15 protein-coding genes are annotated in these 22,618 nt (G+C 57.4%); 5 read left to right on the top strand and 10 right to left on the bottom strand.

Features of this window, described 5'->3' with window-relative positions; genetic code table 11:
• The first annotated feature begins 1,160 nt into the window (after positions 1 to 1,160).
• A complete protein-coding gene (pstS, locus tag EC9_RS13710) occupies positions 1,161 to 2,210 on the top strand; it encodes a phosphate ABC transporter substrate-binding protein PstS (protein WP_145346064.1) in 1,050 nt (349 codons plus the stop codon).
• A gap of 794 nt (positions 2,211 to 3,004) precedes the next feature.
• On the opposite strand, the gene EC9_RS13705 is transcribed toward pstS, so the two are convergent.
• On the bottom strand, positions 3,005 to 3,541 hold the full coding sequence (locus EC9_RS13705) for a carboxymuconolactone decarboxylase family protein (RefSeq protein ID WP_145346062.1): 537 nt from the start codon (positions 3,539 to 3,541) through the stop codon (positions 3,005 to 3,007).
• Between the two features lie 514 nt (positions 3,542 to 4,055).
• On the opposite strand from EC9_RS13705, the gene EC9_RS13700 reads away from it, so the two are divergent.
• Positions 4,056 to 4,496, top strand: a complete 441-nt coding sequence (locus EC9_RS13700) for a zf-HC2 domain-containing protein (protein WP_145346060.1) — start codon at positions 4,056 to 4,058, stop codon at positions 4,494 to 4,496.
• Positions 4,497 to 4,613: 117 nt separating this feature from the next.
• Here the strand turns inward: EC9_RS13700 and EC9_RS27305 are convergent, their stop codons facing one another.
• The 3 genes from EC9_RS27305 to EC9_RS13685 all read right to left on the bottom strand — a co-directional run bounded on the left by EC9_RS27305 (position 4,614) and on the right by EC9_RS13685 (position 9,691).
• Positions 4,614 to 5,138: a histone H1-like repetitive region-containing protein gene (locus EC9_RS27305; RefSeq protein ID WP_145349145.1), complete on the bottom strand. Its 525-nt coding sequence runs from the start codon at positions 5,136 to 5,138 to the stop codon at positions 4,614 to 4,616.
• 1,704 nt (positions 5,139 to 6,842) lie between these two features.
• Positions 6,843 to 8,729: an ABC transporter permease gene (locus EC9_RS13690; RefSeq protein WP_145346058.1), complete on the bottom strand. Its 1,887-nt coding sequence runs from the start codon at positions 8,727 to 8,729 to the stop codon at positions 6,843 to 6,845.
• Complete coding sequence (locus tag EC9_RS13685) at positions 8,729 to 9,691, bottom strand: ABC transporter ATP-binding protein (RefSeq protein ID WP_145346056.1); 963 nt, start codon at positions 9,689 to 9,691, stop codon at positions 8,729 to 8,731. Before EC9_RS13685 ends, EC9_RS13690 begins: the two co-directional genes overlap by 1 nt.
• Before the next feature lie 159 nt (positions 9,692 to 9,850).
• On the opposite strand from EC9_RS13685, the gene EC9_RS13680 reads away from it, so the two are divergent.
• Both EC9_RS13680 and EC9_RS13675 read left to right on the top strand, forming a co-directional pair.
• Positions 9,851 to 11,266, top strand: coding sequence for a bifunctional folylpolyglutamate synthase/dihydrofolate synthase (locus EC9_RS13680; RefSeq protein WP_145346054.1), 1,416 nt, complete (start codon positions 9,851 to 9,853; stop codon positions 11,264 to 11,266).
• Between the two features lie 60 nt (positions 11,267 to 11,326).
• A complete protein-coding gene (locus tag EC9_RS13675; RefSeq protein WP_145346052.1) occupies positions 11,327 to 11,629 on the top strand; it encodes a hypothetical protein in 303 nt (100 codons plus the stop codon).
• A 187-nt stretch (positions 11,630 to 11,816) separates the two neighbouring features.
• Here the strand turns inward: EC9_RS13675 and EC9_RS13670 are convergent, their stop codons facing one another.
• The 4 genes from EC9_RS13670 to EC9_RS13655 all read right to left on the bottom strand — a co-directional run bounded on the left by EC9_RS13670 (position 11,817) and on the right by EC9_RS13655 (position 17,131).
• A complete protein-coding gene (locus tag EC9_RS13670) occupies positions 11,817 to 13,115 on the bottom strand; it encodes a hemolysin family protein (protein ID WP_145346050.1) in 1,299 nt (432 codons plus the stop codon).
• On the bottom strand, positions 13,109 to 13,603 hold the full coding sequence (ybeY, locus tag EC9_RS13665; protein ID WP_218934118.1) for an rRNA maturation RNase YbeY: 495 nt from the start codon (positions 13,601 to 13,603) through the stop codon (positions 13,109 to 13,111). Before ybeY ends, EC9_RS13670 begins: the two co-directional genes overlap by 7 nt.
• A gap of 130 nt (positions 13,604 to 13,733) precedes the next feature.
• Positions 13,734 to 16,085 (bottom strand): HD family phosphohydrolase, encoded by a 2,352-nt coding sequence (locus EC9_RS13660; RefSeq protein ID WP_145346046.1) that lies wholly within the window; start codon positions 16,083 to 16,085, stop codon positions 13,734 to 13,736.
• Positions 16,086 to 16,180: 95 nt separating this feature from the next.
• The gene (locus tag EC9_RS13655) at positions 16,181 to 17,131 is read right to left on the bottom strand and encodes a PhoH family protein (protein ID WP_145346044.1); all 951 of its coding nucleotides are present in this window, start codon (positions 17,129 to 17,131) and stop codon (positions 16,181 to 16,183) included.
• Positions 17,132 to 17,851: 720 nt separating this feature from the next.
• On the opposite strand from EC9_RS13655, the gene EC9_RS26970 reads away from it, so the two are divergent.
• Positions 17,852 to 20,656 carry a sialidase family protein gene (locus tag EC9_RS26970; protein WP_246105666.1) on the top strand — a complete coding sequence of 935 codons (2,805 nt, stop codon included), beginning with the start codon at positions 17,852 to 17,854 and terminating at the stop codon, positions 20,654 to 20,656.
• Between the two features lie 124 nt (positions 20,657 to 20,780).
• On the opposite strand, the gene EC9_RS13640 is transcribed toward EC9_RS26970, so the two are convergent.
• Together EC9_RS13640 and EC9_RS13635 are read right to left on the bottom strand one after the other, a co-directional pair.
• A complete protein-coding gene (locus tag EC9_RS13640) occupies positions 20,781 to 22,037 on the bottom strand; it encodes a VWA domain-containing protein (RefSeq protein WP_145346042.1) in 1,257 nt (418 codons plus the stop codon).
• Between the two features lie 66 nt (positions 22,038 to 22,103).
• Positions 22,104 to 22,562: a hypothetical protein gene (locus EC9_RS13635; protein WP_145346040.1), complete on the bottom strand. Its 459-nt coding sequence runs from the start codon at positions 22,560 to 22,562 to the stop codon at positions 22,104 to 22,106.
• Positions 22,563 to 22,618: the final 56 nt, after the last annotated feature.

Here is a 22,618-nt window from a genome sequence, read left to right as displayed (position 1 = left end):
GGATCGAAGCACCAGCAAAAAACACCAGGCTGGAGGCCGGCAGATGTTTGTGTCGGCCTCCGGCCTTTGTGCAGCGCGGCTCTGCGGTACCGGTGGTTTACACCACCGGCATTAGATTTGGCGCCCTCCGGGCTCCGGAGGTAACAGCGAGGAGGTAATCGGGGGGGGGCAGGCCAGAGGCCGTCGCATTCTCTGCCGGTGGTGCAAACCCTGGCAGTTATACGTAAGTCATTGTGAGTTGTCGCGACCGAACGCTTGCCAGTCTAGTGAGAAGTCTTTCGTTCGTCGCAGGCCGTTCCACATCGCATTCATCCGAGTCCGGGCCGCAGGCTCGGCCATTTGCATAGCCCAGGCCATCGGCCTGGGTTCTAGTGGCGATGATTGACGTGGTTGGGCTGTAGGCCCGGTCGATTGTCACCACCTACCCCGGGGCGTTGCCCCTTCGCCCGTTGTGAAATGAAACAGGGCGCCGTCGGCTGATACCCAGCCCTGCAGGCTGGGCTATGCAAATTGCTGGACCTTCGGCCCGCGCCAGGCCTGTGAGGAATGTTCCTGTCCCTTTCGCCGTTGTCGGCGACTTGCGTATAAGTGACAGGGTGCAAACCGTCGGTTTGCAGTGAACCACGTTTGGGCAGCAATGACCGTTGGGGGTGTGAAGAGCGGGTTAAGGAAGCGTTAATTTTTAAACGCTCCAGACGCAGGCGGCCAAGGAGATCGGGAGAGAAGCGGGAAACCGCTCCAGTGGTGTATCTTGACAGGCGACTTGCCTATTAATATCGTCGATCGTAGATCAGCGATTTGGTCGTTGGTTTGGTTTGCGGTTGTCCCATTGCGCGGGTTTCGGAGTGAGCCCGACGCGTTCGCTCCGCTGGGGATGGCTAATGCATCGGTCCCCGGTCGCCCGATTGGGATGGCACGTTCGCGTTTACATCGCTCATTGGAAGCGCTATGTGGGTAGAGCGGCGATGCGGACATCGCTGGGGATTCCGATGCGAGTCGGTAAAGGTGATTGTTGTGGGGCCGTCGCGTGGGAAGGCAAATGGCTGTTGTCCGTAAAAACGTGGTGCGCATTTTTGCGAGCGGTTCCAAGATGCAAATCGTCGCCGGTCGGCGCTAACCGTTTTAGATTGATTCAAAAATTGGCAAGAGGGATCCGATCGATGAATGTCCGAATCAAGTTGATGTTGGTAATCGCCGCGATGGCTGTTTTTGTCGGCTGCAACAAGCCGGCTTCCGACAACCCGGTGGATGAAACGTTGGGGATCCGTGGCGCGGGGGCGACCTTTCCAGCGCCGCTCTACAAAAAATGGATCCAAGAGTATCAGGCGGCGTTCCCCGATCGGCATGTCGCTTACGCTGCGACGGGGAGCGGCGATGGCGTCGATCAATTTATCGCTGGGACCGTCGACTTTGGCGGTAGCGATGCGGGGTTGTTGCCCGACGAAGAGGCGAAGGTCTCGCCAGGGGCGGTGCGGATTCCGGTCACCGGCGGCGTTTTGGTCCTCGCTTACAACCTTCCCGATTTGACCGAACCGCTGAAGCTGAGCCGCGACGTCTATGTCGACATCTTCCTTGGGGAGATCAAGCGTTGGAACGACAGCCGGATCGTCGACGACAACCCCAACTTGCAGCTGCCCGCCTTGGACATCGTCGTCGTTGCACGTCAGGACGGCAGCGGGACGACGTATGCGTTTACTAACCACTTGAGCACGATCAGCGAACAATGGAAAACGGAGGGACCGGGGACGGGGAAGTTGATCGATTGGCCCGGTTCGACGATGTTGGCCAACGGCAACGGCGGCGTCGCCGGCCAGATCCAACGCTCCCATGGATCGATCGGATATGTCCAGTACGGGATCGCCGAACACGCCAAGCTGCAGATGGCGTCGCTGGAAAACCGAGCCGGAAAGTTTGTAGCTCCCACCGGCCAAAGCGGGATGCAAACGCTCGAGAACGCCGAGCTGCCGGAGAATTTGCAGGCCTTCTTTCCCGATCCAAAGGGAGACGATTCGTATCCGATCGTGACGTTGACTTGGTTGTTGCTATACGAGAACTACGCCAGTTCCGAGAAGGGGGAAGCTGTCGAGCATTTTGTCGCCTGGTGCCTCGAAGAGGGACAAGGCTTCAGCGACTCGCTCGGCTACATCAAGCTCTCGCCGCGCGTGCTAGAGGCGGCGACCAAAGCGCTCAACCGCGTGTCGAGCGAGTGACAAACCGCCGCTGGCGGATATCATGCAAACCACGCTTCACCGCTCCCCCAAACGCAGTTTGAAAGGGAGGGTCGAACCAGCGCAGCGAGGTTCGGGGCTGGCTGTCACGCGGCCAATCTGCGTCGTTCGATCCCATCGGAAAGCCCTCCCCGAAAAACTAGCTCGGCGCTCGTTTTTCGACCCTCCCGGCTGCCGCCGGGCGGGTGAAGTTATTTTGCCGCCGAGGATTCCTGGGACTTGCGTCCCATGCTGTTGCATGGCGTGGCTTCGCCACTGCAAATCAGGTCAGTCGCGAAGCGACGAGATGTGTTAGCCTGGGACGCAAGTCCCAGGTCTGCGACAAACGATCCGCCACGAGTCGCGAAGCGACGACATGGGGGCGGTCCTCTCTGCGGCACCGGTGGCTTACACCACCGGCATTAGATGTGCCGCCCTCCGGGCTTAGGAGATAGTAGGTGAGAGGTAATGTATAGGGAGTTTTCTAGGCCGGAGGCCGACACATTCCCTGCCGGTGGTGTAAACCACCGGATCGAAGGACCAGCAAAATGCACTAGGCCGGAGGCCGACAGATGTTTTGTGTCGGCCTCTGGCCTTTGATGCAGCGCGGCTCAGCGGTACCGGTGGTTTACACCACCGGCGTTAGATGTGCCGCCCTGCGGGCTCAGGAGATAGCTGGTCGGGTAGAAGCACCGGTGGTTTACACCACCGGCATTAGATGTGCCGCCCTCCGGGCTCGGGGGCCGGAGGGCTCACATTGCGACGGGGCGACGATGGTGGCGACTCTCTCTATCTCTTTACAGTTGTTCGGCGGCGGGGAAGTCGAGTTCCGTGCCGTTGACGTGGTTGAAGAGGTTCGAGAAGGTCGCCAAGCCGATGTAGCCGACCGCTTCGGCAATTTGGCCATCGCTGTAGCCGGCTGATTTGACACCTTGCAACTCCTCGTCGCTGACAAATCCCCTGCTGGCGATCACGCGGCGGACGAAGGTAAGTAACGCTTCGTGCTTGGGGTCGCTTGATTGGAACTGCCGCGCGGCGCGGATCGCGTCGTCGGCTAAACCAACCCGCTTGGCCAACATCGCATGCGCCGAGACGCAGTAATGGCATCCGTTCTGTTCGCTGACCGCCAGGTAGATGATCTCGCGATCCTCCGGCGAGAGATCGCCTTCGGCCAGCGCAGCGGACATCGACAGATAAGCTTTTAAGGCGGCGGGGCTGTTTCCCATGCCTTGAAAAATGTTGACGACCTTTCCCATCTGGGATGTCAAATCGTCGTAGATTGCCTTCAACGGTGGCTGAGCTTCGTTGGGGCCAATTGTTTTTAGACGTGGCATCGTAGATCTTTCCTTTGCTTGAAAAACAGGGGTGAGCGAACTGGGGGTGGCTGCCGGTCGATTTGCGGTTTGTCTTGCGGCAAACCTGCCTGAGCGCAATCGCGAGCCATCTGCTGGAGAACCGGAGGCCACCGCGTGGTGAATGGCATCGTTGGTGGAAAACCAGGATCGGAGCTAAATCGCCTTTGAGGAAAACTGCAGCGTCGCCCTTGTGTTCAAGAGATAGACGCGTAACCGTCGCCATCCTTACAGGGAAAAGTTTACCGCCAAATCGACAGGGGATGTTCTTGCCGTGACGGTTGAATATGTTCGGTGCCAGCCCGTAGAGCGAAATTCCGCACGAAGAACTATGTGAATGTGAGCTGCTGCACAGACCGGAATCGTTGGGAAATGGACGATTGGTCAGAGCGGACGTCATGAAGACGCTCGCCCGGAACCATTCGCGGCGGATCCCCGCCCCTTGCCGCCGGTTCCGCTCCCGCCCCCACACATCACTCCAGAAGGAAATGGTGTTATGAATCATCAAGAGCCTCCCACCCCGTTCGGAAGGGCGGATGACTGGACGCGCTGCGCCCCCGGCACTCTCAGCCAATTCGTGCGACGCCAACGCCGCGAGCGACGACGGAAAACGGTCCGACGCGTCGTCTTGCCAACGCTGCTGGTCGGCTGTCTCGGGCTCGGCGTCTGGGCTCAAACAGACCCTAACGCTCCGACGCCCTGCCCTTTTGGGGTGATGGATTGCGGCGAGATTCAGGCGCAATTGCCGCAATACGTCCGCGGCGATCTGGAGCCGGAAACCCAGGACGCATTCCAGCGACACATCGAGCAGTGTCCTGCCTGTTCGGCAAAGATGCGGGAGTTGGAGAATCCGCAGTCGCCGGTCGCGGCGGCAGGAACTTCAACGAAACCTAACGTCGTCGCTCAACACCCTGGCAGCCGCTGGCCGCTTTCGTAGAAAGGGTTAAAGGAAACGAGGCAGTTGCAGCTGCGACGAATCCAGACGTTAACCAGCGTTCCGTTGGTTTGGGGCACCCGCTGGGCGATGGTCTGCAGCGGGCTGTGCTGGAGAAAGCTATAGAACGCTCCGACCATCAAGCGATGATCGGAGCGATTGGCTGGCGTAGCGAGCCCTGAATCCTCTCAGATTTAAGAACTGTCGTGGGGCTGCAAAAAGAAGCCCCAACGCGCTGCCCAAGCTATTTTTCTTCCGACGTCGAGTCGTCAGCCTTTGAGTCGTCAGCCTTTGAGTCGTCAGCCTTTGAGTCGTCAGCCTTTGAGTCGTCAGCCTTTGAGTCGTCAGCCTTTGAGTCGTCAGCCTTTGAGTCGTCAGCCTTTGAGTCGTCAGCTTTCTTGTCGTCAGCTTTCTTGTCGTCAGCTTTCTTGTCGTCAGCTTTCTTGTCGTCAGCTTTCTTGTCGTCAGCTTTCTTGTCGTCAGCTTTCTTGTTGTCAGCTTTCTTGTCGTCAGCTTTCTTGTCGTCAGCTTTCTTGTCGTCGGCTTTCTTGTCGTCGGCTTTCTTGTCGTCGGCTTTCTTGTCGTCGGCTTTCTTGTCGTCGGCTTTCTTGTCGTCGGCTTTCTTGTCGTCGGCTTTCTTGTCAGCCGACTCCTTCTCCGCCGGAGTCTCTTTCATCTCAGGCTTTTCAGCTGGCGGATCTTTGGGTTCTTCCGCTGCTGGTTTCTCCTTGTCTGCCTCGGCTTGTGTCGCTTTGGCTTTCGCTTCGGCTTGTTTTTCTTTCCAAGCGGCGAAGCGACGGGAGTATTCGTCGGCGTCTTCGTTGTCTTCGTTTTGCATTTCGACAAAGACAGTCAACGGGAAGTCCTCCGGCAGATCCTCTTCGTCGAGCATCCGAGCGTACCGCCGAATCGAACTCATCAGATCCATAGCGCTTTCGTCGCTCACCAGAAGAGGATGGTCTTCGTAGACGCTAGACCAAGCGTCCCAGGCGAGATCGAATTTCTCGATCGCTTTGTCGAGTTCGGCTTCGTCGAGCAATTCGTTTGCCTCCATGACAAAACGCCGCGCATCGATCGTGCGATCGTCCTGTTCAGCGATGCAACGTCCTTCCCAGTAGGGATAGTTCGTTTGCCGTCGATAGGCATCGACCTTTTTGGCATAACGGTCGGCAGTCGCGTATTCTTCAGCCAATCGAAGCCCGGTCAGCTGTTTGCTCTTTTCCAGCTCCAACGCGACTTCTTTCATCGACGCCGCCAGTTTGGCGGTATTCTCAAAGACCATCCGGAATTGTTCGGGAGTCTTTTCTTCATCGGGGGTGTTAAAGGCATCTTGAACCTCTTGGCTCAATTTCCCAAAACGCTGTTTGCGAATCTCCTCGCGGCGGTTGCCGGTCAGTTCATCGAATTGGCGTTCGATATCAGCCACTCGCAACCGGGACGTTTCGACCGATCCGAGTTTGATCGTGAAGCCTTCGGTGGTTTCGATATCGCGTTGGCCAAACGAATCCCAGTCCTTGTTGGCAGCCTGCCACGCGAACTTGGCTGATTCATCCAAGGTTCCTTCGTCTTCGATCGCATCGGCGAAACGGATCCGCCACTTCGGCCCGATGTCGTAGAACGTCAACGGACTCTTGTTGATCAACGGGACGCCGCTGTCGACCAGGTCGTACCCGCGGTACAACCACAGCCGGCCGACGAGCCAGTTGTCCGGTTTGCCATCGGGCCCGCGAGCATCGGGACCATTGATTCCGATTCCATCATTGAGGATCTTCTCGTGGAAGGCTTCATCGTTGCGGAACAGTTCGCGGAACTGGGTCTTCTCGTCGGACATGCCGATCTTCTGACCGTAGAACCAACCGGTGAACCAAACCAGCCGCGGTTCGCGGCGATTCAACTTGACACCCCGCGTCAAGAAATCGGTTCCCTGTTTGACCCATTTGTAACGTTGGCGGTAATCGTCGAATTCGACCGACACGTTGTACGAAAGGTTATGCGCCTGATACTCCCACACCTTTTCAAAGTGTGGTTGCAGCAGCGCGATCTGGTTCAGCGTGGCACTCAAACGGTCCCATTCCTGGTAGCGTTGGTAATCGTGCGACTTCTGCCACAACACGGTCGCGGCAACCCCGCGCATTCCGAGTGTCGCCAGTTTCATCGATTCACTGGCCGGATCGATCTCACCCAAGTCGGCAACGGACAAATTTAATTCGTCCTGCAACCGAGCGAGACTGCCACCACCACCGCCGGTCGTGCTGCCAGTGGCAGGTTGACCCAACAGGTACAGGGGCAGCAGCATCACCACGATGATGCCTAGGTAGATCATTTTCCGACGCCAAGCAGCATTGCGGTTCACGCTGCGATCTCCCGTGTTTTAAGGAAGAAGTATGCAATAATGCAGGTCATAATTAGATAACACAAGGTCGTTGCGACATGCCTGGCCAACAGGCCGCCGAGCACATCAAATCCACTCGCCACAAATTCCGCGGTCTGCATCATTTTGGGCAAGTTGGGGAGTGCCGTGGCGATCAAGTCCAAGCAGTACATGATCACTCCGTCGACACCTTGAATGATCATCTTGGGGGCGGATTCGACGTCCAATTCGGTCGTGAATGCATCTTGTCGCAACAATCGGACGACCGATTCGATCGGACCGCCACCCATGTTCCGTCCCACCACTTGATTATAGCGAGCTTCGTAGATACTTTCCGCTGAGAAGCCGAGAACGACGCAGATGAACGTGGCCAGCATCGCCACCGAACCGTTCAGGAAGGTACTGAACATCACGCCAAAGCTGATGATCAAAACCATCTGCAACCAGATGCTGATAAAGCCTTTGGCGAGGTTCCAAGCGAACGAATTTTCCGCCGGCTTGAGGTACAGATCGCTTTGCGTCATGCCCAAGTACTGGCCTGGATCGATACAGCGGACGACGATCTTGACCTGCCCGTTTTCATCGACCAGATCTTCGTACAGATTCAGGGTACCGGTCTCGGTGACGTTGGTCCCTTCCATTTCCAGCGGGATGAATTGATCGTCGACCTGGAACTCTTTAACTTCAAACCGGAACGGATTGCTCTCGATCGGTTTGGTCGGATGTTGAACTGTCAGCGTTCCTTGAACGCCCGTGATAATATCCCCCTTCAGCGACCGGAAGGCTCGCAGCGTGAACTCGATCGGAATTCCTTCGGGATACTCCGCCGGGGTGACGTTGGAGAACGTGTATTCGGCGCGACTCAACGACGCCCCTTCGACATAACCGTGTTCGATGCGGCGAGCTTGCGTGCCGCCGGTGTTGACCAAGCGAGACAGGCCCGCCGATCCGTAACCACCCTTGCGGTCTTCATATCCAACGTTGATCCCTTTGTCAGCGTGCCGTCCCGAACGGTCGAAGAACTGCATTTCACCATAGACAGGGACACGAGCGCGAAGCATGCCTTGAGCGCTGCCGACCTGAATCGTATCGCCATCGCGGAAGACCGCGTGTTGGTGACCTCGCTGCGTATCGGTCGCACCATAACCATCCGAATCGAGGGTGAAGGAGTGCCGGTGCCCTCGCAGGTCGGTTGTTTGCCCGACGACGGTGTCATCGGAAAGGACCGTTGTCGTCTCGATTTCATGGGTGTGATCGAGGTCGCCGGTGACAAAGAAGTAACTGGCGATCGCCATCGGCACGATCATCAGCGTACCGACGCCGACGAATCCGAAGACGCGCCCCAGGATGATCTCCGTGGTGCGAACCGGTTTGGTGACGATCGTGTAGATCGTTTTATTTTTGATGTCGTTCGGCAAGCTGGCGGTACTGATGAACAGCGCCAACATCAGCAACAGATAATTGGTCGACGTCAGTACAAAACTGATGTACAGCCGCGCCGGATCGTCGCTTTTGGGATCCAGATACCAACCGGCAAACATCAACAGGACGATAAACAATCCGACGACAAACAAGACCTTGCGTCGAATCGCTTCTTTGAAGGCGAGACGGGCGAGTGCATAGATCCGCCGCGGCGAGGTGCCAGGGGCATCTTCGCGAACGAATTCGCGAACGATCCGCGCGACGCTGTAAAAACCTTCGCTTGGTCCATAGCGGGCAGCGGCGATCAAATAACCGACCACCAACCCGGCGATGATCGCCAGCACGATCAGCGCGATCCCTTGCAACAGAGCGCTTTCCAGGAAAGCCCCCGGCCGCAACAACCACTCGGTAAATGACCAGAAGTCTTCCGGCTGAAGCGTCATTATTTGTCTCCCTCCTGCAAATCACGCTCCGAGACGCGTCGCATTCCAGGACGCTCGTCGCTTTCGCGAACGATCTGCAAGAACAGCTCTTCCATCGTGGCGGTCGGATTATCCATGTAATCGGTGGTGCCGCCGTTGCGATCGATCACCGCTTGGATCTCTTGCTTGGCTGCATCGGAGAGCCCGCGGGCATGGATCTCGGTGACGTCTTTAACCTTCAGCAGTTCATCGACGCGGCCCAATTCCTTGAGTTCACCCTGGTGCAGGATCGCCACGCGGTCGCAAACGTCTTGCACGTCGGCCAATTGATGGCTGCACAACAGGATCGTTTTGCCCTCGTCGCGAAGCCGCAGGATCAGGTCCTTCATCTCGCGAGTACCGATCGGATCCAAACCGGTGGTTGGTTCGTCCAACAGGATCAGGTCGGGATCGTTGACCAATGCTTGAGCCAGGCCAACGCGGCGGGTCATACCTTTGGAGTATTCGCGCAGTTGGCGATGGCGAGCTTTATCGAGGCCGACCATCTTGATCAATTCGTCGACTCGGGCCGCTCGCTGGGAGGCGGACAGATCGAACAAACGACCGTAGAAGTCGAGCGTCTCTTCGGCGTTGAGGAACTTGTAAAGATAGGACTCTTCGGGTAGATATCCGATCCGTTCGTTCTTTTTTGTTTCGGTGGCGTCTTGATCGAAGACCAGCACGCGGCCGCTGGTCGGGAACAGCAGTCCCAAGATCAGCTTGATCGTCGTCGACTTGCCGCTACCGTTGGGGCCCAGCAGACCAAAGATCTCGCCTTGCTTGACCTCAATGTCCAATGGCTTGAGCGCTTGGACCTTTTTGCGTCCCCAGAAGTCACGATAGACTTTGCTGAGGCTTCGTGTTTCAATAACAACGCTGGAGGAATCCGATTTTGCATTCGAATCCTCAGTGCCATCGGCGACGGCTGTCGAGTCGATATCCACTTGAGTCTTTCAGATTCTGTATGGGAAAACGAAGTAAAACAGAGCTAAAATGCGTGTTCACGGACCGCATGGACGAGCCGAGAACGGGTTCAATACGTGAAAACAGGACTGGCGGTTCATTCATCGCTAACGAACTTCCAGGATTAGGAACCTTCGCAAGTGACGCAGCACGATACAAACATGCCCGACGACCAACAAGCACTCTCTCAGCCCGGACGGTCGTACGCCCAGTCGTTGGACTATTTATATGGTCGGATCAATTACGAACGGCTCAGCAAACCCTCCCCGCAGCACCCGATGAAGCTGGCGCGGATGCAGGCGTTGTTGGCCGAAATGGGCGATCCGCAAGCGAGTCTGAAGATCGTGCATATCGGGGGTACCAAGGGGAAGGGGAGCACCGCGTCGATGGTCGCCGCGATCGCCACCCAGGCCGGGCTGCGATGTGGCCTCTACACGTCGCCCCATCTGGAGTCGTTGGAGGAGCGATTTCGCGTCGATGGGGAACCGGCGACACAACAGCAGATGGTTTCGTTGATCGATTGCGTCCGTACGGCCGCCGATGCGATCCGGCATCGGGGCGAAGGGGATGCCACATTTTTTGAACTGACCACGGCGGTCGCGATCGAACACTTTCGCCGCTCGGGTTGTGAAGTCGCCGTGTTGGAGGTTGGATTGGGGGGGCGTCTGGACAGCACAAACGTCTGTTCTCCGGAGGTCACTGCGATCACCAGCATCGGATTGGATCATCAAAATCTGTTGGGCGATACGGTCCAACAGATCGCCACGGAAAAAGCGGGGATCATCAAACCGGGCGTCCCCGTGGTCAGCGGTGTGTTGAACCCCGACGCCGCCGAGGTGATACGTCGGATCGCCGCTCAACGGCAGGCTCCCTTGCTGCAGCTCGATCGCGATTTCAGCGTCCGTCGCGATCCGCCATCGGCCAGCGCGGCGTTGGCCTGTTTCGATTTCCAACCGAGTCCAACCGCTCCGCTGCCCCTTCGCCAGCACGCCGCTTGCCCGCTGGCGATGGCTGGTTTGCATCAGGCCCACAATGCGGCCGTGGCGTTAGCGATCGCCGATTGTTGGAATCTGAACGCTCCCGAGTCGCTACAGTTTCCCGAGTCCGCATGTCGCCAAGCGTTGGCCACCGTCAGTGTTCCGGGCAGAATTGAATTCTTCCCCGGCAAGCCGATTGTCATTCTGGATACCGCGCACAACCGCGATTCGGTAGAAGCGCTGGCTGCTGTCTTGGCCGAGCGGTTTGAGTCGCAAAATGTCGTCGCGGTGTTTGGCACCAGCCACGACAAAGACGTTCGCGAGATGTTGCCTATCTTGGCGCGAAACGTCAAACAGATCGTGCTGACTCGGTATCGAACCAACCCACGCTGGTATCCGCCTCAAGATTTGGCGGCGATCGCTTCGGAAGTGGTTGGCCAGAGTTGGGAAGTGGTCGAGAATTCGCACGATGCTTTGCAAGTTGCCCGCCATCGCGCTGGTGATGCGGGCGTCGTCGTGATCTGCGGCTCCTTTTTCCTGGCCGCCGAGTTGCGCCGATCGCTTGTCGACAACGACTGATCCGGCAATCCAACGCAAACGTCTTTTAACCACCAAGCCCTTCGTGCAAAGATAATAAAGATGCCTTTTAAGTTTCAAACCGGGATCGTGCTTGGCGGTGTGACCGTTGCGCTCGCCCTGACGAATCCAACGAAAGAAGATCACGTGCGGAAGCTGGCCGCCGAAACGCTCGCGCCCTATTCCGCGGAAGGAAGCGATAGCTCGCTGGTACGAATCGGTACTGCGTTTGCCGAATCGTTCAGCGATTCGGTCGTCGATTATCACAACTACCTGTTGTTTTCGACGACCACGCGAGCCGGCAGCGACGAACGGTTGACGCTCGGCTTCTTCCGTTTTGTTCACGTTGAAAAGCGTAGCGATTAAGAGGCGACGGTTCGTCGGCGGAACGAGACGTGGAAGGCCGCTGCGCTTGATTCCCGGGAACCGCTGCTGAGCCGGTGGGGAATGCAGTCTGCGATGGGAGATCACATCGTTTGGTTCACGCCCCAGCGGCACCAATGCCTTCTGTCGGTCGATGGCGAGCGAGGGGATCGTGTGGCCGGCTGCGAGCTCAACCCGCTTCGAGCGCCGAGGGGCCCACGTTACGCAACCGCAGTCGTTCCAGTTGGCGCGATGTGGCTCGTAGGACCTTGATTTCCAGCGGCCCCAATTCGATCGCTTCATCTTGTCGAGGCATGTAGCCGGCGTGGTGCAGCACGTAACCGGCGATCGTTTCGTAATCGTCCGATTCGGCTAATTGCCAACCCAGTCGTTCGTTGACCTCGTCGACCATCATCCGGCCCGACATATCGGCCGTCTGTTCGTCGACGATATGGAAATCGGTCTGCTCTTCATCGTCCGATTCGTCGACGATCTCACCGACGATTTCTTCCAAGGAGTCCTCGATCGTGACGACGCCGGAAAACTGATGTCGTTCGTCCAGCACGATCGCCATGTGGCTGCGGCTGTGCAGGAATTCTTGCAACAGTTCGTCGACCCGTTTGGAGGCGGGAACGGTCCACGTTCGCCGCAGCAGTTTTTCCAAGGGGACGTTGGGATCTTTCAGAATGCTCAATTCCGACAACAGGTCTTTGACGTACAACACGCCGACGACGTTGTCCAGGTTCTCGCGATAGACCGGCAGACGGGTCCGTCCGGATTCGACGACGACCTTCAAAATCTCCGGCCATGGCGTATCGATTTCGATCGCATCGACATCGCTGCGCGGGGTCATGATGTGCGACACGCTGTCGTCGTGCATGTCCATCACCCCTTGGATCATCTCGCGAACTCCCGGCCCAAAGTGGCCATCGCGAGTGCCCGCGGTGATGATCGTGCGGATCTCGTCTTCGAGCAGTTCTTCCTCTTCGGATTCATCCTCCTCCTGCCCCGACAACCGCCTGGCGAACCATTCGATCACCGCGCCGGGGATCGAAAGCGGTTGCATCACGTACGCCAAACCGTTCCAGAAAGGCCAGGTTTGGTAAAGGACTGGCGCCGATGCAAAACGGGTCACCGCCGCGGGCAACCACAGATGCGTGAACATCACCAGCACACTGGCAACAACGATCCAAGAGACCAACTTGCCGCCATCGATTCCATCTGCGGAACCGCTGGGCGCGATCACGGCGATCGTTCCACAGGAGAGGAACAGCACGTTGCCGATGATCCGTAGATAGAGAGCGCCACGGGTGGCGTCTTCTTGTCGATCTAGCACGTCGCCGAAACGATTGCGACGGCCCTGCAGTCGGCAATACGCTTCCAGCGATCGGCCGATAAAGCGATTTAGTAATTCGGCGCCTAGACCGCCGGTTGTCCCCATTACAAATCCGATGACCGCGATTGCCACGATCAACTGAAGTTCTAACATTTCTCGCTCGGGTTAGAGTTCGCCGGAAGACCGTGTCGCTGAGCTCCTTCGATGCCCAGTCGAGACAGGATCTCACGCTCTTCGTCACGCATCGCCTGACGACCTTCGTCGGTACTGTCTTCCATCCCCATCAGATGCAGCATCCCATGCACTGCGTAAAGCAACAGTTCCGATTCGGGTTGCCAATCGAATTCCACCGCTTCGCGACTGGCGTAATCGGCGCATAAAATCAACTCGCCACTGATCGCGTCGTCCGATTCCTCGTAGACAAAACTCAAGCAATCGGTCGTGTAATCGTGCTGCAAAAACTTCTGGTTCAATCGCTGCATGTTTTCGTCATCGACGACACCAATGCTGATCTCGCCGCGGACGATTCCATAGGTGTCGGCAACCAAGCGGACAGCGTTTTCCAACGCGGCGCTGTCGATGAACGACGCCGTGTGTTGGATGTTGATTTCGATCTTCAAGTCATCGTCTTGGTCGTTCACTGTTGGCGGCTCCCGCGATCCAGGACATCGTCGACTTCCATGTTCTTCAAGCTCTCTGCGTATTCGGGAATAGGTGTTTGATTCAACGTTTGAACTGTCGCTGCAGTTCCGCACTCGTTCGGCCGCGAGATCACGCCGTCTGTTGGCCTGGGTATTTGACGCGAGCATGATAGATCGCCGTCAGCGATTTGACCAAGCTCTGTTTGACGCGATCGAGTTGTTTCAGCGTCAGCCCCGATTCGTCGAATTGGCCATCGGTCAGTCGCTTCATGGCGATCTGTTCGACCAAGCTCTTGATGCGGGCAGGCGTCGGATCGACAAGCGTCCGGCTGGCGCTCTCCACACCGTCGGACAACATCAAGACCGCCGCTTCCAACGATCGCGGTTTTGGCCCCGGGTAACGGAAGTCCTTGTCGGAAACCTCTTCCTTGTTCGGACTCTCCTCGCTTCGTTCCTTCGCTTCGCGGTAGAAGTACTCGACAAGCGTCGTCCCGTGATGCTGCAGGATGAAATCGATCATCGGTTCGGGCAGATGATGCGAACGGGCCAGGTCGGCACCGTCTTTCACATGCGCGATGATGACCAACGTGCTCATCGCCGGTTGCAGCGAATCGTGTTGGTTGGGGCCGCCCCCTTGATTCTCGATGAAATAATCGGGCTTGAAAATCTTACCGATGTCGTGGAAATAGGCTCCCACGCGAACCAGCAGTCCGTTGCCACCGATCGCGTCGGCAGCCGCTTCGGCGATCGAGGCGACATTGATCGAGTGGTTGTAGGTACCCGGAGCCCGCTGTGCCAGTTGACGCAGCAGCGGATGGCTGGCGTCGCCCAATTCCAGCAGGCTCAAATCGGTCTGGACGCGGAAAATCTTTTCGACAAACGGAAGCAAACCGGTCATCAACATGCTGGCGACCAGCACCAACGTTCCCGACCAAACCGAGCCCTTGGACAATTCGACCATCAACGCCCCTAGCCCCAGCGATTGATAGATCCCTTCGGTCACGTTGGTTGGTTCGCCCGAACCCAATGATTGACCGGCGACGACGCCAACGCCGATCACGGTGGCCGCAGTGACCAACGCCGCGCCGGCGCCAATCGTGATCAATCGCGTTCGCGTGCGGATTCGTCCCAACAAGAGGATGCAGCTGAGCGTGGCGGCCGACAGGACGACCAGATCGGGCAGGTCTTGCCCGATCAGCAGCGTAACCGCCAGTGCGACGGCGGCCATCACCAGCAGCGCCAATTCGCGACCGTAAGCGACCGTGGCCGTGATCGCTCCGATCACCAATGGGATCACTTCGGCCTGCCATTTATCAGCCGATGCATACCAACAGGCGGCGATCACCATAACGACCAAAGAGAGCAGCCGGGTCAGTTTGCCGACATCGGTGATCAACACCGGGTCGTGGACAAAATAGATGTACGATCCGCACAGCAGATAGAGCGCACCGAGCATGCCGGCATAAGCGATTAAACGCATCACGCCATCGGTGAGCGATCGCGAGCCTTGCAATGCATTCCATTCGGATTGCAGAAGATCCAGTTGTTGTTTACCCAGCGGTTTGCCCGCCGGGGCGATCGACGTGCGGCCAGGGTAATAGGTCGTCAAAACATCCGGGACCGCATCGGCCGCCATTTTGCGTGCTTCTTCGCTGCGTGCTTCGTCGTAATCCAAGGTGACGGGCAAGCGATCGGCCAGCCAGTCGCCAACGATCTTGGCCGCTCGCGGCGATTTTTCGAACTCGAACTGCAGCTTGAACTCTTCGATAATTCGCTGCTTCAAATCGAGCGATGCCTGCGCGATCCGGACCCTATCGACCGGGACCAATTGAATGTCCGAAGCTTGGTTCTCGGGATAAACGCGAATCGAACTGGCGTCTCCCTCCTCGTGCTCCAGGCTCCGCAACAGGCCGGTTTCATAAAACGGGAACATCGCCAAGCGAATCGCTTTATCTAACTTCTGAAGTTCTTTGTCTTCGGCAAACGTCGCTTTAATCGCAGCAAATGTCGCCGGGGCGGTTTCATCGGGACCTGCGGTCTCGTCCCCTTTGAAGAATTGCGCCCAGGCTTCGCGGGCCGAATCGCTCAATTGATCGAACGACGGCGCTTCGAGGACCAGAAATAATTGGTCCTTCAGCTTTTCGCGCAGCTGCGTCAACGGCAGGCTGCGGTTGCTGTAAAACGCGATCACGCTGCGACGCTTGAGATCCTTGGCCGATTGCGTTTTTGCCAGATCGGGAACGTCAAATTGGACTCGCGCGTACATGTCGCGTGGCGGGATGTACCCGGTGCGATAGGCAAACGGAACTCGCCAGCATTGGCAAACGGTCAAGATGATCAAAGCGGCGATCAGCGCAAGGGCAAATCGCACCCAAACATGGCTTTGACGCACCAGGGCGATGAATCGTTGGAACTTGCCCGGAGGCAATTGCAACGAGGCGACGCGCTCGCTGCGCGTTCGATTTTGTGTTGCGGAACTCATCGTATTAGCCGACAGGACGCGTGGACCGACCGAATCGACGGTCCACGGGGTTCGTGTTCCAGACGGTTCGGCAGAAATCGAGTCTCAGGTTTCGGCTATCCCTTGTCTTCCTCGTAGGCGTTGACAATTTCCTGCACCAAGCGGTGCCGCACAATATCGCTAACTTCCAACTTTGCTAATCCAATTCCCTTGACGTTGCGGAGTCGGCGGATCGCATCGATTAGACCGCTTTGAACGCCACGCGGCAGGTCGATCTGCGTGGAATCGCCCGAAACGACCATCTTGCTGCGTTCGCCCAACCGGGTCAGGAACATCTTCATCTGCGGGACGGTCGTGTTCTGCGCTTCATCCAGAATGATAAAGGCATCGTTTAACGTCCGACCCCGCATATAAGCCAATGGAATGACTTCGATCACGTCCTGCTCCATCAGCGTTCGGGAGTGGTCGTAATCGACCATCTCGCCCAACGCGTCCAACAGAGGACGTAGGTACGGGTTAAGCTTAGCTCGCAAATCGCCCGGCAGAAAGCCGAGGCTCTCTCCCGCTTCGACCGCTGGCCGGACCAAGACGATCTTTCGCACCTCTTCGGCCTTGAGCGCTTCGACGGCCATTGCCACGGCAAGATAGGTTTTCCCCGTTCCGGCCGGTCCAATGCAGAAGCTGAGATCGTGTTTACGGATCGCCGCGACGTACCGGCCTTGCCCTTCGGTGCGCGGCTTGATGCGTCGACCGGCGTGGCGGATCTGGATTTCACTGCCGCTACGCAATTTGCCCGGTCGGGTCGATCCACCGTCGACATCGGCCAAAACGGCGTCGAGATCGTCTTGGCTCAAAACGCCATTGCGGACCAATAGATCGCGCAGGTGTTCGAGCACCAACGTCGCCCGCCGGACATCGTCCTGCGGACCGGTGACGCGAATCTGCCCATCGCGATGCGTGATCGAAACGTCAAACCGTTCTCGCAGGATACGCACGTTCTGATCGCGCGGACCAAACAACGAAAGGATTTGATTCGGTTGTGAAATCGATAGTGTCGCTTCAGTCATTCATCACCTACTGCCCCCACCCTCACGATCCGAAGCGGTCGCGATTCGTGTGTTGGGGCGTGTCGCTTGAGCAGGTCAAGTATAGATTACTTTTGCCATAAACCAACCGTCCATGGCAGTGCTCTCGCGTTGGAAAAGTTAAAGAGGAAATAGCGTGCCAAATCGCATAATTCTGCGTGACGAGGCCTTCGTTTAATGCCGGCTTGGTGCCGCAATTGCCCGTTTTTACGTAGTTTTCCGCATCGTTGCAGCTTTCGAGAGATTGTGGGAACTGACTCGGCATGCGGGGCATCGCGGCCGTGAGAGAACGGGGTTGGATGGCCCCCCCTGCTTGCATCGACACTTCGTCGGGAATCGGATGCCGTCGCGGCAGTCGATTGCTGGCCCAAGACTTGCTTGCCGCAAATTCAGATCGCGCACATGCGTTTGCACCCGGGAATGAAGAGAACGTAATGGCTTTTAGGTTCAGGGCAAATCGGGGGGCAATTCGATCGATCCGCTGGGATCCCCTTGCGTTTGGTTTCGCTAGAAGCCGCGAGCGATCGCTGCGGCGGCAGTTTCGCCGGACCGCAAAAAACGCTTGCCCCTGTTTTTCGCTTCGCCTGTGCTCCCAAACGAGAAAGCGTAGTGGTTATGCTAGGGGCCGGAAACCCCTTAGTAACGTCGTTGAAGCAGCCCCTAGACCTGCCATACTCCCCCTCGGATCGGTCCCGTCAATCTATGAATATCAACCGCAATTCCATCCCGTTTTTCGTCCAGCCGCTTTTGGCTGCAATCTTGGCAGTCGCTGCCGCCGCCCAGTCGATCGTCCCCGACGGGTGGGATCCTGCCTTAGCGGGCGATGTCGTGATGGAACGCTTGGTAAAAGTTACCGCTCCGCAGGTTCGCGGATCGCACGACGCGGAAATGGTCTTGGTTGGGGATCGAGCCTATATCGTTGCGGAATGCAACGACGACCGCTCGGGGGAGAGTGCGGCTTGGCCGCAGATCTACAGCGCGATGTCGATCGTCGATCTGAAAACCATGGCGGTCGAAATGGTCGTTCCGTTTGCTCGTGGTGAGCAGGTCTTTGCGAACGAGACGTTGCCGGTGGGAGCTTGTTTTGTGCCGCGGATCGTTCAGCGGGATGCCCAGACGCTGCGCTGCTTTTTCGCAAGCGAATCGCCTGGCAAACGACAGTCGCAAACTTGGTACCGCGATTTCGACATCGCGTCGCAAAAATTTGCCGACACGATCCATCGCGTGAAGTTAAAAACGGCCGCGGGGCTCTTCGATATGCAGCCCCAGCATCTGCATGCTTCGGCGGTTGCCAACGGCTTCGAGAAAAGGGCCAAAGATGCGGGACTGTATCTGTTCGATGCGTTCAAGAAATTTGATGGGAAGACCTACGTTGCGATCAACAATTACATGGCCGGTCAGTTGGCGTTAACGACGGTAAACGACGATTTCGATACGTTCGAAATCGTTGGGCACTACCACGAACCCCAGTCGATGCAGTTGAGCGAATCGGCGGTCAATCGGCTTCCCGATGGCAGCTGGATGGCGATCTGTCGGCACGATGGTGGCAATCGCAATTACAAATTCACGACCAGCGTCGATGGCCAGACGTGGACGGTGGCGAAGGAACTGCCGCACGTTTCCAATGGGACCAATTCCAAGCCGACCTTCGATAAATTTGGCGACACCTATTATCTGGGATGGCAGGAAGCGACGCGGATCGGCGGGGCGAATCGCAGCGTTTTTAACATCGACGTTTCGCGGGATGGTAAGACGTGGCGGCGCAAGTACCGCTTTGAGACTCCCAAGTCATTCCAGTACCCCGCGTTTCACGAGCACGATGGAACGATCTGGTTGTGCGTGACACAGGGGGATTCGTCCGCCAGTCGCAAGGAACGGATCATGTTTGGTGCGTTGGAAAAGACGGGGCAGTTCGCTTCGCAAGCGGGCCTGTCGCGGAAGCCGATCGCGATCCCAGCGGAACAGCCGGCCGTGATGAAGGTTGGCGTGAAGCTGTTTACCGATCGGGACTACACATTGATCGAAGCTCCCGAGTTTCTGCTCGGTCGCGACTTCCTGCGGACCAGCATCGAAGGGTATGAAGTCCAATGCAAGGCACCGGGGGAACTGTTCGTGATGACGCTCAGCAAACCGCATGGGGCAAATCGCAGCGACGATTTGAAACGCCAAGGTTTTGAGAAGCTGCCGACGCCGGAGTTTCAGCTGTTTTCGGGCGATCTGAATCGCGTCTTCGCGTGGCGAAAGGAAGTGAATCCAGGAGATCGTGTGAAGCTGAAGAAGCTTGCGTTGATGGTTGTCGGCGAAAAGACCAAGGTCGAACGCGTCAAACCGAAAACGGAAGGGGCTGCCGAGGCGGCGGCTCGGATCAAACGGATGGAAGCGGTCGCCGATCTGGCGCTTGTTCCCCCGACGCTCAACACCTCACCGCTTCCCGAATACGGATACGACCGGCTCGATTATGGGATGACGATTGGAATCGAGCGGACGCCCGGGGGCCGATTGTGGGCATGTTGGGTTGCCGGTGGCGACAGTCCCGAAGCCTATTTCGTTTTGGCATCCAGCGACGACGACGGACAGACATGGTCCGATCCACGGTTTGTCCTCGATTCGCACGATCCCAAACTGCCGATGGATCGCAGTATTCTGGTCGGCAATCTATGGACCGATCCGCTGGGGCGATTGTGGATGATCTTCGATCAATCGATGCATATGTACGACGGCCGGGCGGGTGTCTGGGCGATCGTTTGCGATAACCCCGACGGCGACCAGCCCCAGTGGTCCCAACCGCGACGAATCTGGCACGGCGTCACGTTGAACAAACCGACCGTCTTGTCCGATGGTTCGTGGATGCTGCCAATTTCGTTGGACCAACGCCCCGGGTTTGGGCCCTTCAAAGGATGCTTCGCCGAACTCGAACCGCTCCGCGGCGCGAACGTCTTCGTCTCCCAAGACCAAGGGGCCAGTTGGCAGCGGCGTGGGGCAGCCCGTTTCCCGAACCCCGATTGGCACGAACATATGATTGTCGAGCGGAAAGATGGTTCGCTGTGGATGTTGGCGCGGACAGCCAAGGGAATCATGCAGACGACCTCGACCGATGGCGGACGCACTTGGGCGACGCCATCCAAGCCGCCGGGGATCGCTCAACCCAACGCCCGCTTCCATGTTCGCCGCTTGGCGTCGGGGAAGATCCTGTTGGTAAAACATGGCGACCGGATCGACACGCACAACGGTCGCGTGCAATTGAGCGCCTGGCTTTCCGACGACGAGGGCCTTTCGTGGCAGGGAGGGCTTGTGTTGGATGAGCGAAAAGGAATCTCGTATCCCGATGGTTTTCAAGCTCCCGACGGTACGATCTACATTTCGTACGACCGCAACCGTGCGACCGATGGCGAGATCCTGATGGCTCGATTCACCGAAGCGGATATCTTGGCGAAGAAGTTTGTCGGTCCCAAGTCGCAACCGAAGATGTTGATCAGCCGACCGCTGGGACTGCAGAAAAAGAAGTAGGTGCGGTGCAGCGGCCTGGCGTTGTTTCGCTGGTTCCCACGGCGATTGCCCACGATTGCCGCGCGACCTGAGTCACGCGATCGTGGATCGGTAGGCCGCTTTGCCGACGCTGCGGCCATCTCTCTTATTCGGTCAACAACACGGGGAGATTGTTGGCGATCTCTTCAAAGACATCCTTGAGCGCTGTGCCGTCTTCGGCGTGGTAATGCGATCCACCGCCGATCGCCGCGACTTTCTGCATCCGTGTTTTATCGGCCCCCGAACCAAACGTGACGGTATGAATCGTCAAGTTGTAAGTCGCCACCAGCGAGGTCGCCACGGTGACCGGGTCGATTCCATAGTTGTGCATGCCATCGGTCATCACGACCATCGTCTTGGCCGCATAGGGACGCGCCGATGAATGGGTCAACGTCTGGATCCCCTTTTCCATCCCCTTGCCAATCGCTGTGCTGCCGCTGGGGTACAGATCATCCAACGTATCGCGGACCTCGTCGTAATCACCGTCCAGATAGAGATCCAACGTGGCGTTGCTCGAATAACTGGAGACCGATACATGTTCTTCGGGATGGGTTTCGTCCAAGACGTTTAAGAATCCATCGACTGCAGCGACCAGCGAATTCCATGGTGTCTGAGGATAGGGCCCAAGTTCGTAGTATTCTTCCCAAGCCCATTTCTCGTATTCATCCGAAGAGACACCATAGGAGTAATAGTAGTTTCCGCGGCTTTTATAGAGATAGCCGGCGGTGACGGCCGCCGACATCGTCGACGAGTTGTAGGGTGATTTTCCCGATGGCCAGGTGATCGTCAGGTAGTCCATCGAACCGGATCGATCGAGGACCAAGGAGATGTCCCGGTCGACCTGCATCGCAACCGATGTCTGGGTTGGGTTGAAAGTGTCGGTTGTCAAAAACTTGGGGAACAATGTCTGGATCGATCCACCTAGCGATCCCGAATCGCGGCGCCCCACGACGCGCACTGCGTTGGCACGGGCGCTGCCGCTGGAGACCGATGAGGTCGAGACTTTCTGGAATTCGAAACGGGAGTAGTTCCCGTCGTTGCTGGTCATCCCGAATTCGATTTCGTTGTCTCCATCGCCGGTTCGTAATTGCAATGATTCGCCCGCGACTTGGTTTTTCGCCGCAGTCGCTTTGGCGGCGGCCTTGGCGTCGTCGACGTTTTGCAATTCACTGAACGTTCGCCCCGCCGACCGCGTCGCCGCGTCGGTTGCGATAAACAGTTCGGTTCGGGTCAGTTGCATGTAGGATGCATTGATCGCCAACGCCGCCAGGATGAACAATACCGGAAGCATGATCGCGACTAAGACGACGATAGAACCTTTGCGACGATTCGCAGAAGTTCGTAGGGGCCGATCGATGCGCATGATGGGTGCCTTTTAGAAACGACAGATGAGTAGGAAGGGGATGGTGAGGCGGGGATAGCGGAAAAGTTAGAGCGAAGGTTTGTCGAGGTTGTAGGTTTCAATTTTCTTCTTGAGGACGTCCTGGACCGATCCCTCGGGGATATCGGAAAACTGTTTTAATTCCTCTTCCATCTGCTCCGTCTTCTTGTGCCAGGCCGAGCGGGCGGCTCCCGGTGTGGAGGCCTCTTGATGCTGTGCTTTTTTGCGTTCCAGTTTTTCGATCAGTTCGCGGTCGATCTCGTTGGCGCTCGCGAGCAACGCATCGCGTTCCCGGTCGCTTTTCTTTTTGCTAGGAGAATAGGTAACCGTGGAGGTCGCTGCCGGCGAAAGCGCCGGGTCGGTGTCCGACGTCAATTGCGTGAACTTCTGAGCCACGAATACGGAGTAGCTGACGATGCAGACCACCAAAACAACGCCCAAAATGCGGCGGTTGCGTTTCGCTGCGGCTTGGTTTGGTGGGGATTTCGTCTTCGGTTGTTTCATCATCTCGGTTCGCTTGGCTGAGGGCGGCGCTCTTTGCCGCATCTCGTGTTCGGGGGATT

This window comes from Rosistilla ulvae (assembly GCF_007741475.1).
Taxonomy (GTDB): Bacteria; Planctomycetota; Planctomycetia; order Pirellulales; family Pirellulaceae; genus Rosistilla; species Rosistilla ulvae.
This window is presented reverse-complemented; position numbering and strand designations above follow the sequence as displayed.

Coding starts and splice junctions, on each gene's coding strand:
- pstS (WP_145346064.1), top strand. CDS start 1,161: ATGAATGTCCGAATCAAGTTGATGTTGGTAATCGCCGCGATGGCTGTT.
- EC9_RS13705 (WP_145346062.1), bottom strand. CDS start 3,541: ATGCCACGTCTAAAAACAATTGGCCCCAACGAAGCTCAGCCACCGTTG.
- EC9_RS13700 (WP_145346060.1), top strand. CDS start 4,056: ATGAATCATCAAGAGCCTCCCACCCCGTTCGGAAGGGCGGATGACTGG.
- EC9_RS13690 (WP_145346058.1), bottom strand. CDS start 8,729: ATGACGCTTCAGCCGGAAGACTTCTGGTCATTTACCGAGTGGTTGTTG.
- EC9_RS13675 (WP_145346052.1), top strand. CDS start 11,327: ATGCCTTTTAAGTTTCAAACCGGGATCGTGCTTGGCGGTGTGACCGTT.
- EC9_RS13670 (WP_145346050.1), bottom strand. CDS start 13,115: ATGTTAGAACTTCAGTTGATCGTGGCAATCGCGGTCATCGGATTTGTA.
- EC9_RS13660 (WP_145346046.1), bottom strand. CDS start 16,085: ATGAGTTCCGCAACACAAAATCGAACGCGCAGCGAGCGCGTCGCCTCG.
- EC9_RS13655 (WP_145346044.1), bottom strand. CDS start 17,131: ATGACTGAAGCGACACTATCGATTTCACAACCGAATCAAATCCTTTCG.
- EC9_RS26970 (WP_246105666.1), top strand. CDS start 17,852: ATGAATATCAACCGCAATTCCATCCCGTTTTTCGTCCAGCCGCTTTTG.
- EC9_RS13640 (WP_145346042.1), bottom strand. CDS start 22,037: ATGCGCATCGATCGGCCCCTACGAACTTCTGCGAATCGTCGCAAAGGT.
- EC9_RS13635 (WP_145346040.1), bottom strand. CDS start 22,562: ATGATGAAACAACCGAAGACGAAATCCCCACCAAACCAAGCCGCAGCG.